Origin of the sequence: Lysinibacillus sp. C5.1, assembly GCF_016350185.1 — a bacterium.
GTDB classification, from domain to species: domain Bacteria; phylum Bacillota; class Bacilli; order Bacillales_A; family Planococcaceae; genus Lysinibacillus; species Lysinibacillus sphaericus.
Window position 1 is genome coordinate 977,027 of record NZ_CP066226.1, and the last position, 16,121, is coordinate 993,147.

General features: G+C 38.8%; 12 protein-coding genes. 7 read left to right on the forward strand and 5 right to left on the reverse strand.

What is annotated here, in order from left to right:
* From opp4C to I5435_RS04495, 7 genes are all read left to right on the forward strand, one after another.
* A complete protein-coding gene (gene opp4C, locus I5435_RS04465) occupies window positions 1–912 on the forward strand; it encodes an oligopeptide ABC transporter permease (protein WP_024362106.1) in 912 nt (303 codons plus the stop codon).
* Window positions 913–2,553: 1,641 nt separating this feature from the next.
* Window positions 2,554–3,564, forward strand: coding sequence for an ABC transporter ATP-binding protein (locus tag I5435_RS04470; protein WP_024362105.1), 1,011 nt, complete (start codon window positions 2,554–2,556; stop codon window positions 3,562–3,564).
* Window positions 3,561–4,508, forward strand: coding sequence for an ATP-binding cassette domain-containing protein (locus I5435_RS04475; RefSeq protein WP_108029498.1), 948 nt, complete (start codon window positions 3,561–3,563; stop codon window positions 4,506–4,508). Before I5435_RS04470 ends, I5435_RS04475 begins: the two co-directional genes overlap by 4 nt.
* A 1-nt stretch (window position 4,509) precedes the next feature.
* Window positions 4,510–5,472 (forward strand): oligopeptide ABC transporter permease, encoded by a 963-nt coding sequence (gene opp4B, locus I5435_RS04480; protein ID WP_108029499.1) that lies wholly within the window; start codon window positions 4,510–4,512, stop codon window positions 5,470–5,472.
* A gap of 30 nt (window positions 5,473–5,502) precedes the next feature.
* Window positions 5,503–6,405 carry an ABC transporter permease gene (locus tag I5435_RS04485; RefSeq protein ID WP_108029500.1) on the forward strand — a complete coding sequence of 301 codons (903 nt, stop codon included), beginning with the start codon at window positions 5,503–5,505 and terminating at the stop codon, window positions 6,403–6,405.
* A gap of 17 nt (window positions 6,406–6,422) precedes the next feature.
* Window positions 6,423–8,231 (forward strand): oligopeptide ABC transporter substrate-binding protein, encoded by a 1,809-nt coding sequence (locus I5435_RS04490; RefSeq protein WP_108029501.1) that lies wholly within the window; start codon window positions 6,423–6,425, stop codon window positions 8,229–8,231.
* Between the two features lie 63 nt (window positions 8,232–8,294).
* The gene (locus tag I5435_RS04495; protein ID WP_337983314.1) at window positions 8,295–10,100 is read left to right on the forward strand and encodes an oligopeptide ABC transporter substrate-binding protein; all 1,806 of its coding nucleotides are present in this window, start codon (window positions 8,295–8,297) and stop codon (window positions 10,098–10,100) included.
* 80 nt (window positions 10,101–10,180) lie between these two features.
* Here the strand turns inward: I5435_RS04495 and I5435_RS04500 are convergent, their stop codons facing one another.
* The 5 genes from I5435_RS04500 to I5435_RS04520 form a co-directional block, all read right to left on the reverse strand.
* The gene (locus I5435_RS04500) at window positions 10,181–11,107 is read right to left on the reverse strand and encodes an ABC transporter ATP-binding protein (protein WP_024362099.1); all 927 of its coding nucleotides are present in this window, start codon (window positions 11,105–11,107) and stop codon (window positions 10,181–10,183) included.
* Window positions 11,100–12,155: an ABC transporter ATP-binding protein gene (locus I5435_RS04505; protein WP_024362098.1), complete on the reverse strand. Its 1,056-nt coding sequence runs from the start codon at window positions 12,153–12,155 to the stop codon at window positions 11,100–11,102. The genes I5435_RS04500 and I5435_RS04505 overlap by 8 nt, the downstream gene beginning before the upstream one ends.
* Window positions 12,156–12,168: 13 nt before the next feature.
* Window positions 12,169–13,089, reverse strand: coding sequence for an ABC transporter permease (locus I5435_RS04510; protein ID WP_024362097.1), 921 nt, complete (start codon window positions 13,087–13,089; stop codon window positions 12,169–12,171).
* On the reverse strand, window positions 13,089–14,018 hold the full coding sequence (locus tag I5435_RS04515) for an ABC transporter permease (RefSeq protein WP_337983315.1): 930 nt from the start codon (window positions 14,016–14,018) through the stop codon (window positions 13,089–13,091). Before I5435_RS04515 ends, I5435_RS04510 begins: the two co-directional genes overlap by 1 nt.
* A 129-nt stretch (window positions 14,019–14,147) precedes the next feature.
* Window positions 14,148–15,803, reverse strand: coding sequence for a peptide ABC transporter substrate-binding protein (locus tag I5435_RS04520; protein ID WP_025218771.1), 1,656 nt, complete (start codon window positions 15,801–15,803; stop codon window positions 14,148–14,150).
* Window positions 15,804–16,121 lie beyond the last annotated feature (318 nt).

Here is a 16,121-nt window from a genome sequence, read left to right on the forward strand (position 1 = left end):
GTGGAGATTGTAACAAAACAAGAAGCTTCTGCACCAAAAAAAACACCGAATAAAAGCCCCTCTCCATGGGTGATAGCGAGAAGAAAGTTCTTTAAAAATAAATTAGCGATGATCAGCCTTATTTTTTTACTAATCGTTATTATTCTATCGTTTTTGGCACCGTATATTACGACAAAAGATATCGTGCGTGTAGACTTTACGAAAATTAGTCAGCCACCTTCAAGTGAAAACTGGCTTGGAACAGATACAAATGGTCGTGATGTTTTTACGCGAATGCTATATGCTGGAAGATCTTCATTGACGGTTGGCATAGGCTGTATGTTTTTTATTGTTTTAATTGGGACAACGATTGGGGCGATTTCGGGTTACTTTGGGGGCAAGGTTGACCAAATTTTAATGCGTTTCACAGACTTTGTTTTAATGTTCCCATTATTAGTTTTCGTTATCGTTTTAAATACGATTCTAGTCGGCAAAGTTTCAGGCTTATGGACATTAATTATTGTTATTTCCGTATTAAGTTGGGGAAGTGTTGCCCGCGTTGTTCGAAGTCGAATTCTTGCAGAGAAAGAAAATGAGTACATTTTAGCTGCAGAGTCAATCGGCTGTAAATCATCGAAAATCATTATCAAACATTTACTACCTAACGTCGCTTCTACGATTATTGTACAAGCTACGCTATTAATGGCAGTAACGATTGTTATCGAGTCCGCGTTAAGCTTCTTAAACTTTGGTGTGCCAGCAGATACACCAAGCTGGGGCAATATGTTATCTGAGGCTAGAAACTCAGATGTATTAAGAGATAAAATTTGGATTTGGGTTCCACCTGCAACCGCCATTACATTGGTCATCTTATCGATCAATTTTATCGGTGAAGGGCTGAAAGATGCAATGAATCCGAAATCAAGAAGATAATGTTGGTGAATAAATGGCACCTATCAAAGTAAACTCTACTTTGATAGGTGCCATTTGCTATTTGTTTGGGGAGGGGGAATACCTGCTTGGCAGAGTGATACCCGCGGAGTAGGGTGAAATACCCGCTTGGCAGGGAGAAATATCCGCGGAGCAAGGAGATACCCGCGGAACAGGGAGAAATACCCGCGGAACAAGGGGGAATACCCGCGGAGTAGAGTGGGATACCCGCGGAGTAAGGAGATACCTGCGGAGCAGAGTGAAATACCTGCGGAGCAAGGAGATACCCGCGAAGCAGGGTGAAATACCGCGGAGCAGGGTGAAATACCCGCGGAACAAGAGAGAATATCCGCGGAGCAAGGTGAAATATCCGCAAAGCAAGGAGATACCCGCGGAGCAAGGGAGAATACCCGCGGAGTAGAGTGGGATACCCGCGGAGCAAGGTGAAATATCTGCGGAGTAGAGTGAAATATCCGCGGAGCAGAGTGAAATATCCGCGGAGTAGAGTGAAATACCCGCGGAGCAGAGTGAAATATCCGCGGAGTAGAGTGAAATACCCGCGGAGGAAGGGAGATTACCCGCGGAGTAGGGTGAAATACCCGCGGAGCAGAGTGAAATATCCGCGGAGCAGAGTGAAATATCCGTGGAACAGAGTGAAATATCCGCGGAGCAAGGAGATACCCGCGGAGCAGAGTGAGATATTATCCGTGGAACAAGGAGATACCCGCGGAGGAAGGGAGAATACCCGCGGAGTAGGGAGAAATACCCGCGGAGCAGGGAGAAATATCCGCGGAGCAAGGAGATACCCGCGAAGCAGGGAGAAATATCCGCGGAGCAAGGAGATACCCGCGGAACAGGGAGAAATACCCGCGAAGCAGGGTGAAATACCGCGGAGCAGGGAGAAATACCCGCGGAGCAGGGAGAAATATCCGCGGAGCAAGGGAGAATACCCGCGGAACAGGGAGAAATATCCGCGAAGCAGGGTGAACTCCTCCGCTCAAGGCATGAAAACGGGGGTATCAAAATTGTACATGCAAGGATTTTATAAAGCGTAAAAACTAACTATTTTTCTGTAAAAAGTTACAAACTTAAATAACACCAACTGATAGTGAAATTAAAATATAACTTATTTAAATGAGTTATATTTTAATTTTATTGATGTAATAAGAAGTGGTTAATGCGGAATATTTATTATGGAAAATAGATAACGATAAATATATCTATAAAATTTATTGATAGTAACTATATTCAGTTAAATAAAACTACCAGTTAAAAAATCATACGCAATTAATTATTCTAAAATAACACTAACAACCTTGCGTATTTATTTTTTAAAGATAACAAATTATTGAATTTGATACTAGGAAACTAATTTTCCTCTAGCGAAAACTAGGCTGATACTCCTTAATTTTATAATAGTAATTTGCAAAATAAGCTTGATTTTACGTATTATTTCTAGATAAAATAGCAATACATTTAATTATCTGATTATTCTATCTATAGAAAAGTGTGTTTTTTCTTGTGGTAGGTAATTTTGATAAACATTATTTTTCACAAAAAATAAGAGTGGTGAAAGGGGGATTTTAAATAAATTGCAATTCTAATATAGAGAAAGTGGATAAATAATTGTAGGAGGGAGACTGTTTGTGTACAAATGACTTGTTGACGATAAAAAACTTAACGACGAGCTTTCGATTAAAAGACACTTATCATGCAGCAATAGAAGATGTTTCGCTTTCGCTTAGAAAAAATGAGATTTTGGCTATAGTTGGAGAGTCGGGCTGTGGGAAAAGCACGTTAGCTACAACAATTGTAGGCTTACATAATGCAATGAATACGAAAGTGACTGGAGAAATACTTTACAATCAACAAAATTTAACACAGTTAAGTGAAGAGCAATTCAATCAACTACGGGGGAATGATATTGGCTTTATTTTTCAAGACCCTCTTTCGGCATTAAATCCATTAATGCGCATCCACGAACAAATTGCAGAAGGGCTTATTTATCATACAACACTTACGAAGCAACAACGGGACGAACGTGTAATAGAGTTGTTAGAGCAAGTAGGTATTGCGAATCCTAAACGGGTTGCCCGACAATTTCCTCATCAATTATCAGGTGGTATGCGTCAACGCGTGATGATTGCGATTGCTTTATCGAGCAAACCTGCCATCATTATTGCTGATGAACCGACAACAGCATTGGACGTAACGATACAAGCACAAATTTTAGATCTGTTAAAAGCGTTACAAGATGAGACACATGCTGGCGTTATTTTAATTACCCATGACTTAGGTGTTGTAGCGGAAGTGGCAGATCGAGTTGCTGTGATGTATGCGGGCCAAGTGATTGAGGAGGCGCCTGTTCAAGAGCTTTTTAACAATGCCAAGCATCCATATACACGGTCCCTATTAAACTCGATTCCACAAACTCATGAGGAACATGAGCGCCTAGAGGTAATACAAGGCATGGTGCCTTCACTTGTCAATTTACCACGTGAAGGTTGCCGATTTTCATCGCGTATACCGTGGATTGACGCATCCGCTCATGAAAGTCATCCACAATTACATGAAATTGCACCTGAGCATTTTGTTCGTTGTACATGCTGGCAACACTTTCATTTTGCAGGAGAAAGTGAGGGGGTGTCAGGATGAGCTTTATGCAAATTAAAGATTTAAACGTCCATTATCCGATTCGAGGTGGCTTTTTCAATACGATAAAAGATAAAGTGTATGCGGTTGATGGCATTACAATGGCATTTGAAAAAGGAAAAACATACGGTTTAGTTGGCGAGTCAGGTTCAGGGAAATCTACTACAGGTAAAGCCATTATTGGTCTTGAAAAGGTAACAACGGGGCAAATTATTTATGAAGGACAGAATGTTACCAATCGACGTCGCAAGCGAGGGTCAGCCTATAGTCGTGATATTCAAATGATATTTCAAGACGCTCATTCTAGTATGAACCCTAGAAAGCGCGTAATCGATATACTGGCAGAGCCTATACGTAACTTTATGAAGCTTAGTGATCAGGGGGAGCGCAAGCGTATTAAAGAATTACTAGCCATAGTCGGTATGTCGGAGGATGTGCTGTTAAAGTATCCTCATGAATTTTCTGGAGGGCAAAAGCAGCGTCTTGGTATAGCGCGCGCGGTTGCTTGTAATCCGAAATTAATTATTGCAGATGAACCTGTGTCGGCACTCGATTTGTCGGTGCAAGCACAAGTGCTGAACTTTATGAAAGACATTCAGCAAGAATATGGGCTAAGTTATTTATTTATCTCCCATGACCTAGGTGTCGTGAAACATATGTGTGATTACATTGCCATTATGTATAAGGGACGCTTTGTGGAAACTGGTACCCGTCAAGATATTTATAGCAATCCACAGCATATTTACACAAATCGCTTACTGTCCGCAATTCCGCATATTGAGCCTGAAACAAGAATGGAGCGCAAAGCAGTACGACAAAAAGTCGAAGAGAAATATCAAAAAGACCATCATCAATACTATGATAAGCAAGGCAAAGTATACCCTTTAAAATCTATTTCCGATACGCATAAAGTGGCGATGTCCGAAATTGAGCAGGAGGGATTGTAACATGTGGAAAACGGTTGTTAGACGTGTACTCGTCATGATTCCACAATTATTTATCTTGAGTTTAATCGTCTTTATATTGGCAAAGCAAATGCCTGGTGATCCGTTTACAGGGTTAATCACACCTGAAACAGACCCATCAAGAATTGAGGAATTACGAATACAAGCAGGCTTCTATGACCCTTGGTATGAACAGTATTATCGCTGGATTACAAATGCTCTTCAAGGAGATTTTGGACAAAGCTATACATATAAAATTGCGGTGTCAACATTGATTGGGGAGCGTGCACTCAATACATTTTGGCTATCTTTACTTAGTGTGATACTGGTTTATTTATTAGCCATACCGCTTGGAATGCTTGCAGGACGTAAACAAGATACATTGTTAGACAAATCCATTATTTTATATAGCTTTATTAGCTTTGCGATTCCGACATTTGTCTTATCACTCGTGTTTTTATTTGTTTTTGGTTATCGCCTAATGTGGTTTCCAACGAGTGGAACCGTTGATGTTGGCCTAGAATCGGGAACACTAACCTATTTTTGGAATAAAATATATCACTTGCTCTTACCTGCGATGACGGCAGCTATTTTAGGTACTACAGGGATTATCCAATATTTACGCTCAGAAATTATTGATGCGAAAACACAGGATTATGTCAAAACTGCTCGCAGTAAAGGTATTCCAATAAGAAGAATTTATACGCGACATATTTTCCGCAATTCAGTACTTCCAATTGCAGCGTTTTTAGGGTTTACAATTACAGGTTTATTAGGCGGCTCCATTTTTATCGAAACGATTTACGGCTATCCAGGTATGGGCGAATTGTTTATTAGTTCGATAACGAGTCGCGACTATAGTGTCATTACCGCACTGATTATGCTGTATGGTTTCTTAGCATTATTAGGTAGTCTGTTGTCGGATATTATTATGAGCATTGTCGATCCGCGTATCCGTATAGACTAACTACTAAACATAATGTTGAGGTGAAAGGACATGACACAACATAACAATGAAACAGTAATGATGGAAAGCACACCGCCAACAGGTCTACAAGTTGTTTTACGAGAGTTTAAGAAAGATAGAGTTGCAATGTTTTCTTTTGTGGGCGTTACACTAATCATCATTTCTATTTTTATTACTGCTTGGCTGCTCGATCAAGAGAACGTGTTAAAAATCAATCTGTTTGAACGCTACACAGAGCCAGGCGAGAATGGCTATATTTTAGGGGCAGATGAGGCAGGACGTGATGTACTTGGGCAACTAGTGATTGGTGCTAAAAATTCACTGTTAATCGCCATTTGGGTGACCGTTATTGCCAATATAATTGGGATTGCGCTAGGGATTATTATGGGCTATTACAGCGGGATTGTAGACAATGTCATGATGCGCATCATTGATTTTATTATTACATTGCCAACATTTATGATTTTTATAGTCCTTGTGTCCATTATCCCTGAATATGGTGTTTTTGAGCTCGTGATGATTATTAGTGTATTTCAATGGATAGGCATTGCACGGTTAATTCGAAGTAAAGCATTATCGGAAGGGCGACGAGATTATGTAAGCGCTTCTAAAACAATGGGGACAAGTGATTTTGCAATTATGTTTAAAGGCGTCTTGCCTAATTTAAGTTCGTTATTAATTGTAGAGTTTACTTTAAGTCTTGCTGGCAATATTGGGATTGAAACAGGCTTATCATTTTTAGGATTCGGGCTACCACCTTCTACGCCAAGTTTAGGTACTTTAGTAAGCTACGCTCGAAATCCACTTGTGTTAGCCGAGAAATGGTGGGTATGGTTACCAGCATCGTTATTAATTTTACTCTTGATACTTGGCATTAATTATATCGGTCAAGCCCTTCGTCGTGCCGCTGATGCAAAACAAAGATTGGGATGATATAGGAGGTAATAACAATGACAAAAAAGTGGTTGATAACTGTCGTGACGTTGACAATCCTATTGCTATTAACTGCCTGTAAAAGCTCCGATAAAGAGCAAGCAAGCGAAGCAAAAGATAGCAATGATAAACCAGCACAAACAGAAGATAACAAAGTAGATACAAGTACACTTCCATTTGAAGTAACGAACGAAGGGGATGCTGTGCAAGATGGCACATTACATGTTGGGCTTGTGACAGATTCTCCGTTCAAAGGCGTTTTCTCATGGGAGTATTACTCTGATGTTTATGACGCAGAAATCATGGCTTACGCAACAAATAGCTTATTTGTATTAGATGAAGACTTTTTAATCACCGATAAAGGAATAGCTAAATTAGATGTCGATGCTGCCAATAAAAAAGTGCTTATTACAATACAAGGCGATGTAAAATGGTCGGATGGCACACCATTAACGGCAGATGACTTAATCTATCCGTATGAAATTATTGGTCATCCAGATTATGAAGGCGTGCGCTATGATGATGATTTTAAAAATATTATAGGGGCTGAAGAGTACCATGATGGCAAAGCAAATACGATAGCAGGCATTAAAAAAATAGATGATAAGTCGATTGAAATCGCACTTAAAAAAGTGTCACCAGCTATTTATTCAGGTGGCGATGGCTTATGGGGCTATGCGGCACCAAAACATCAACTAGCCTCCATTGCGGTAAAAGATTTAATTTCTTCTGATGCTGTACGCAAAAATCCAATTACACTTGGGCCATTTAAATTTGACAATATTGTCAATGGAGAGTCCGTACAGTTTGTTGCCAATGAGCATTATTATAAAGGGAAGCCAAAGATTGAGAAAGTAGTTGTACAAGTTGTCCCTTCAACATCGGTAGGGGAAGCGCTGAAAACGGGGAAATTCGATTTAACATCAGAATTTAGAGCCAATCAATATGATAGTATAAAAAATTTAACGAATATTTCGATATTAGGGCGCCCTGAATTATCATACAGCTATTTAGGCTTTAAGCTTGGACACTATGATCAAGAAAAAGGCGAGAATGTTTATGATGAAAAGGCAAAAATGAATGATGCTGATTTACGTAAAGCGATTGCTTATGCCATGGATATTGAAACGGTAACAGATAAATTTTATCAAGGGTTACGTGTGCGAGCGAACTCCTTAATCCCACCAGCTTTCAAATCTTACTATGATGATACGCTAGAGGGCTATTATTATAATCCTGAAAAGGCAAAAGAACTATTAGATGCAGCAGGCTATAAAGATACAGATGGTGATGGTATTCGCGAAGATAAAGACGGCAATAAGTTTGCCATTCATTTAGCGGCAATCGCCGGTTCGGATACAGATGAAGCGATTGTGGAGTATTATCGTCAAAATTGGAGAGATGTTGGTTTAGATGTGCAGTTAACGACAGGGCGTCTTCTCGAATTCAATAACTTCTACGATAAAGTACAAGCAGATGATCCTGAAATTGATATGTATATGGCTGCATGGGGTACGGGGACAAACCCGTCACCAGCAGGGCTCTATAGTAAAGGAGCCACATTTAACTACAGTCGCTATGTTTCGGATGACCTTACAAAGCTATTAAATAATATTGATTCTGAAGCAGCACTAGATGCACATTATCGTGCACAAGCTTTCCGTGCATGGCAAGTTTATATGAATGATAAGGCAATGGTTATTCCAATGTATTTCCGTACTGAGATTATTCCGGTCAATAAACGCATTAAACACTACACTATTCAATATGGAAATACGACAGAGCAACAAAATATTGAATTACTAGCAGAAACACCACTAAAATAGGGCATTTTTAGCTAAATAATAAATCAACTTTACAAAGCGGAAATGTAAGGGGGAGGAATAACGATGGCAAAAAAGTCGTTGACGTTATCCGTGATATTCATAATCATGTTGTTATTAGCTGCTTGCAGTAGCACGAATAAAGAGCAGGCAAACGAGTCCAAAGGCAGCAATGATAAACCAACACAAATAGAGGACAACAAAGTAGACACAAGCTTATTACCAACTGAAGTAACAAATGAGGGAGAAGCCATTGCAGGGGGGACACTACATGTAGGACTTGTATCGGACTCGCCGTTCAAGGGCATTTTCCTTGCTGAACTTTCTGCGGATGCTACGGATTCATCCATTACAGGTTATGCTTCAAATAGTCTATTTGAAGTCGATGGTGATTTTTTATTAACTGATGAGGGAATTGCCAAGTTAGAAGTCGACACTGACAATAAAAAAGTAACAATCACGATTCAAGGCGATGTGAAGTGGTCGGATGGTACGCCATTAACGGCAGAGGATTTAATTTATCCATATGAGATTATCGCCCATCCCGATTATGAAGGTGTGCGCTATGATGATGATTTTCGAAATATTATAGGAGCTGAAGAATACCATGATGGCAAAGCAGATACGATAGCAGGTATTAAAAAAATAGATGACAAATCGATTGAAATCGCACTTAAAAAAGTGTCACCCGCTATTTATTCAGGAGGGGATGGCTTATGGGGCTATGCGGCACCGAAACATCAACTAGCCTCCATTGCGGTAAAAGATTTAATTTCTTCTGATGCTGTACGCAAAAATCCAATTACACTTGGGCCATTTAAATTTGACCATATCGTCAATGGAGAGTCTGTGCAGTTTGTTGCCAATGAGCATTATTATAAAGGAAAGCCAAAAATTGATAAGCTGATTGTTCAAGTTGTTTCAACTTCAACTGTAGGTGAAGCTGTGAAGGCAGGGCAATTTGACATTGTTTCATTCCCTGCTACACAATATGATAGTATAAAAAATTTATCGAATATTTCTATATTAGGGCGCCCTGAGTTGTCATACAGTTACCTTGGTTTTAAATTAGGGAAATACGATCAAGAAAAGGGCGAAAATATTTATGATGTAAACGCAAAAATGAATGATATCCAATTACGTCAGGCAATTGCGTATGCAATGGATATTGAAAGTGTAACAGATAAATTTTATCAAGGTTTGCGAGTGCGTGCGAATTCATTAATACCGCCAGCTTTCAAAACTTACTATGATGACATGCTGGAAGGCTATCATTTTGATCCTGAAAAAGCGAAACAATTATTAGATGAAGCAGGTTATAAAGATATTGATGGAGATGGCATTCGTGAAGATAAAGAGGGCAATAAGTTTATCATTCGTTTAGCAGCAATGTCAGGCTCTGATACGGATGAAGCGATTGTCGAGTACTATCGTCAAAACTGGAAAGATGTTGGGCTTGATGTACAACTAACGACAGGCCGTTTAATTGAATTCAACAATTTCTACGATAAAGTACAAGCAGATGACCCGGAAATTGATATGTATATGGCTGCGTGGCAAACTGGCTCGAACCCATCACCAGTAGGATTGTATGGAAAAGGCGCAGCATTTAACTTTAGTCGCTACGTTTCGGATGATTTAACGAAGTTGTTAACTGATATTGACTCTGAAGAAGCGCTCGATCAAGCATATCGTGCACAAGCATTCCGTAAATGGCAAGAATATATGGCTGACAAGGCAATGGTAGTTCCTATGTATTTCCGTACTTCAATTATTGCGGTCAATAAACGAATAAAAAGCTATAATATTGATCGTGAAACAGGTACAGAGATTCAAGATCTTGAATTAATAGCTGATGAGCCAATAAAATAAGCGTAAAGAGATGTTTAAGAGAATAATCCTAAAAAAAATGATCCATCCAATGCATAATTGCAGTGGATGGATCATATATATTACTTAGTGCCAACCCAAGTTTTCACAAGGTCAGCAGTACCATATACATAATGTTGTTCGCCAACTTCATGGTATGTGGCGCTTTCGTCAACTTCTGTATGTGTATAAGGGATACGTTGACGACGCTTTTCTGACATAGGGTCTGGAAGCGGAATAGCTGATAATAATGATTTTGTATAAGGGTGTACAGGATGATTGTAAATATCATCTGCTTTACCAATTTCCATAATTTTACCACGGTACATAACAGCGATACGGTCACTGATATATTTAACCATCGAAAGGTCATGGGCAATGAAAAGATACGTTAAGCCACGTTCTTTTTGTAGTTGTTTTAATAAGTTTACAACTTGCGCTTGAATCGATACGTCAAGTGCAGAGATAGGTTCATCGGCAATGATAAACTTAGGATCTAAGCTTAGCGCACGTGCAATACCGATACGTTGACGTTGACCACCAGAGAATTCATGGGCATAACGGTTAGCGTGCTCTTTGTTTAAACCAACAGCTTCAAGCAATTGGTTGATTTTTTCGCGACGTGCTTTCTTATCCTTATACAAACCGTGAATATCGAAAGCTTCCCCAATGATTTCTCCAGCCGTCATACGCGGGTTTAACGATGCGTATGGATCTTGGAAAATCATTTGCATTTGACGATTAAAATTCTTTAATTCATTTTTAGATTTTTTACCATGAACGTTTTCACCGTCGAAAATAATTTCGCCACCTGTAATATCATAGAGGCGAATGATTGAACGACCAGTCGTTGATTTACCACAGCCTGATTCACCAACAAGACCAAGTGTTTCACCTTCGTAGACATCAAAACTAATACCATCAACAGCTTTAATAGGGTTGCTTGGTGAACCGAAATATTGCTTTACGTTTTTAACTTCAAGAATTTTTTTTGCACCCGTTTTAGTCATTGAATTCTTCCTCCTTCGCAATAAAGCCTTCAATACGTTTAGCAACCGCATCTGGAAGTGGAATTTTTGGCGCGTCAGGATGCAACAACCAAGTTTTTGCATAGTGTGTGTCGCTTACTTTGAACATTGGTGGCTCTTGCTCATAGTCAATGGCCATTGCAAATTCATTACGAGCAGCAAACGCATCACCTTTTGGAGGATTTGTAAGATCCGGTGGTGAACCTGGAATCGTACGTAATAGCTCGTCCTCATTACTATCTAAATCAGGCATAGAACCAAGTAATCCCCAAGTATAAGGATGTTTTGGATTATAGAAAATATCATCTACTGTACCGTATTCAACGATTTGACCAGCGTACATAACGGCTACACGGTCAGCAACGTTAGCCACAACACCAAGGTCGTGGGTAATGAAAATGATAGATGTTTTAGAATTCTTTTGGATTTCTTTCATTAATTCTAAAATTTGTGCTTGAATAGTTACGTCTAATGCTGTTGTAGGCTCATCGGCAATTAACAACTTCGGATCTGCCGCAAGTGCAATAGCGATTACAACACGTTGGCGCATCCCGCCTGAAAATTCATGTGGATATTGGTTATAACGTTTTTCAGGGAATGGAATACCTACTTGCGTTAAAAGTTCAATCGCGCGTTTTTTCGCCGCATCTTTTGAAACTTTTTTATGTTGTAAAATTACTTCAGTAATTTGACGTCCGACCTTCATCGTTGGGTTCAAACTTGTCATCGGATCTTGGAAAATCATAGCAATTTCATTTCCGCGCACTTTTGACATTTCTTTTTCACTAAGTGGAATTAAATCACGGCCATTGAATAAAATTTGTCCTGACTCATAAATACCAGGTGGCTGTGGAATTAATTTCATTAAGGCGTTACTCGTAACACTCTTACCAGAACCAGATTCACCAACGATCGCTAGCGTTTCACCTTCTTTTAAATCGAAGTTTACACCACGAACAGCATGGACAAGTCCAGCATAAGTTTTAAAGTTAATTTTTAAATCTTTTACTTCTAAAATTGTTTTACTCATTTCGGCCACCTCCTTATTTACGTAGTTTTGGATCTAGTGCATCTCGTAAGCCATCACCAATAGCATTAAACGCAAAGATTGTTAGCGAGATAAATACTGCTGGGAAAATTAAGCGCCACGGAGCGTTAGCAATCGCTTTATTTCCGTCAGATGCCATTGTACCCCATGAAGCGTGTGGAGCAGGGACACCAAGTCCAAGGTAACTTAAGAACGATTCCGTGAAAATAGCAGATGGAATTGTTAATGTCATTGTTACTAAAATTGCACCAAGCGCATTTGGAATTAAATGTTTTAAAATTAAATGCCCTGTGCTAGCACCTAAAGTACGTGCAGCTAGTACATATTCTTGATTTTTAATCGATAATACTTCACCACGGACGATACGAGCCATGTTAATCCAACCTGTAATCGAAAGGGCGATAATCATAGGGAATAGACCTGGTTGTAAAACAACTAATAATACGATTACAACTAATAGGTAAGGAACCGCAGTTAATACGTCGGCAATACGCATCATAATATTATCAACGCGACCACCAGCTAAACCTGAAATACTTCCCCAAAGAACGCCGATAATTAAGTCAATAACCGCCGCTGTAATCCCGATAAATAAGGAAATACGAGCACCTGCCCAAATACGTACGAAAATATCACGACCTAAATCATCTGTCCCAAACCAAAATTCTGCAGATGGTGGAGAGTTGAAAACACCAAGTTGATCGCTGTATTTATATTGTGAAAGCATCGGTGCAAAAATCGCCATTAAAATAATGATGATTAAAGTGACTAAACCAAAAATCGCCATCTTGTTATGTGAAAAACGAATAAATACTTCCTTCCAGAAGGAAACGGATTTATCAGCTAATTTATCAGTTGCTTCATGATTTCCACCGACAATTTTAAACATATCTTTGTTAATCGGTTGTTGCGTCATTACTTTTTCGCTCCCTTCAACTTAATTCGCGGATCAATAAAGCTATATAAAATATCGACAATTAATACCGCAAATAAAAGGATGATTGAATAGAACACTGTCGTTCCCATGATAACTGTGTAATCACGGTTTGTAATACTTTGTACAAAGTGTTTACCTAGACCAGGGATTGCGAATATATTTTCAACGATAAAACTACCTGTTACAACACCAGCTGTTAATGGACCAAGGTACGTGATAACTGGTAGAAGGGCATTACGTAAAGTATGGCGGAAAACGACTGTCCATTTGCCAATCCCTTTCGCACGAGCCATTTTTACATAATCACTGCTGTTTTGTTCAAGCATACTAGAACGTGTTAGTTTAGCGATAAAGCCCATATGTGAGAACGCAATAGCAAGGGCAGGTAAAATACTATAGACGAAGCCTTTCCATCCACTAACAGGGAACCAGCCTAATTTAAAGGCTAAGAAATACTGCATTAAGCCTGCCAAAATAAACGATGGTACCGATATTCCGAGCACCGCAAAGGACGTTGCCAAATAATCCGGCCACTTATTATGATAAAGCGCTGAAACTACGCCTATTAATACACCGAATCCAACCGCCAATAGCATAGCTTCAATCCCAAGAGTTAACGAAACAGGGAAGCTCTCATTAATCATGTCATTTGTAGAACGCGCTTTATACTTCATAGACTCACCGAAATTAAATGAGGCCGTATCGATTAAATAATTTTTATATTGAATATACCAAGGGTTATTTAATCCATACGTTTCGTTTAACTTTTCCTCGATTTGCGGAGGGAAATTACGTTCACTTGCAAAAGGACTACCTGGAGCAAGACGCATTAAGAAAAACGTAGCCGTTACGATGACGAAAAGCGCGAGAAGTATATACATCAGCCTTTTCAAAATATAATTAATCACATAAAACTCCTCCTTATATTTGTCAATTTTCTGACAAATATATGCCTTCGTATTTTAAAAAGAGCTGACTCGCGCCGAAGTGGCTTCGAGGCAGCTCTTCGCTGTAGAGCTTAAAAAATATTATTTAGATTATTTAGCGTCTAAATCAACGTTTTTAAGTTGGATGATACCAAGTCTATCTGGTCCCATGTTTTTAACATACTTTTGTTTTACTGAAAGGTTTGTGTAGTAGTAGATTGGCGCAACTGGGAATTCTGAAACTGCGATAGCTTCAGCTTCTTTTAATAGCTCAAGACGTTTAGCTGTATCTACTTCTGCAACTGATTGTTTTAACAATTCTTTGTACTTCGGATTTTCCCAACCAGTATCGTTGTTACCGTTTTTAGCAGTATCGTACATTTCTAAGAATGTGTAAGGATCGTTGTAGTCTGCAATCCAGCCCATACGACCGATTTGATAGTCAAGAACGTTAAGTTTTTCTAAGTAAACTTGCCATTCTGAGTTATCAAGACTTACAGTAATTCCAAGGTTTTTGCTCCATCCTTCTTGGATGTATTGAGCGATAGAAGCGTGTGCTTCACTTGTATTGAATGATAAGTTGATTTTGATATCTTTAGCGTCTTTAATACCAAGTTCTTTCATACCAGCTTCAAGTGCTGCTTTAGCACCTTCAACATCGTTATCTTTGTAGTAACCGCGGTCTTCTTCAAAACCACTGATTGCAGATGGAACCATACCTAATGCAGGTTTTTGTTCACCTTTAGTTACGTTGTCAATTAAGCCTTGACGGTCGATTGCTAATGTTAACGCTTTACGGATGTTAGCGTTTCCAGTAACTTTATCTGTTGTGTTGAATTTGTACCAATAGATAGCAGCATAGTCATCAATATTTAATGACTTGTCAGCTTTGAATCCATCAATAGCATCAAGTGCTACTGTTTGGTATGGAGAACCTAAGTAATCAATTTCTCCATTTTTAAACATTGTTACAGCAGTTGCTTCGTTTTCAACCATACCGATGTTTACTGTATTAACTGCTACATTTGCAGCATCCCAGTAACCGTCGTTTTTCTTAAGCACGATTGAATCACTGTGTTTCCAAGTATCTAATGTGTATGGTCCGTTTGTTACGTAGTTTTCACCAGCTTCAGCGTACCAATCATCTTTACCTTCAACCACTTTTTGGTTGATTGGTGAGTAAGTTTTGAATGCAGTTAACTCTAAGAAGTAAGCAGTTGGGTTTGCTAAAGTAACAACTAATGTTTTTTCATCTTCAGCTTTAATTCCTACTTCATCAACAGAACCAGCACCTGTATTGTAAGCTTCAGCACCTTTAATTGGGTAGAATACAGAAGCATATTCAGATAGGTTTTCTGGATTTAAAGCCCATTTCCAAGCATATTCGAAGTCGCCAGCAACTACTGGATCTCCGTTTGTCCATTTTGCATCGCGTAAGTGGAATGTGTAAGTTAAACCATCTTCACTTACATCCCATTTCTCAGCCATAGCTGGCTGTGGTTGTCCATCAGCGTCTGCACGAGTTAGACCTTCAAATACGTTAATTAAGATTGCACTAGATGTAGAATCTGTTGCAAGTTGTGGGTGTAAAGATGGTGGCTCAGAAGGTATTACTAAGTTCAGCTCTTTTGCTGTTTCTGATGAACCAGAATCTTTTTTATCGTCTTTTGCTTTGTCAGACGAATCTCCACCAAAGCCACATGCAGCAAGTACTAATGAAAATACTGCAAGGACAGTTAGTAATAAAAACTTTTTGTTCTTATTCATGTGAATCCCCCTTATACAATTTTTAAGCCTTTTGTGAAGCTCCTATTTAATATACCAAAAAAGTCATTGTGCACAAAATAAAAAAGATTCAAATTTATATAGTATTATCTGACATTTACAAGAATAATAATTTTCTTCTGTTTATCACTTTAGAGTACAAAAGTGTTTAAATAATGAGAATTTGATTTAAAATAGCTAAAAATATCAAAAATGAAACAAAATCAAAAAAATGATTTACTATACGGAAAATTCCTATTTTTTTGATAATATTATTACAAAATAAAAAATGATTCTAAAGTCATAGATGTTCTACCTTGA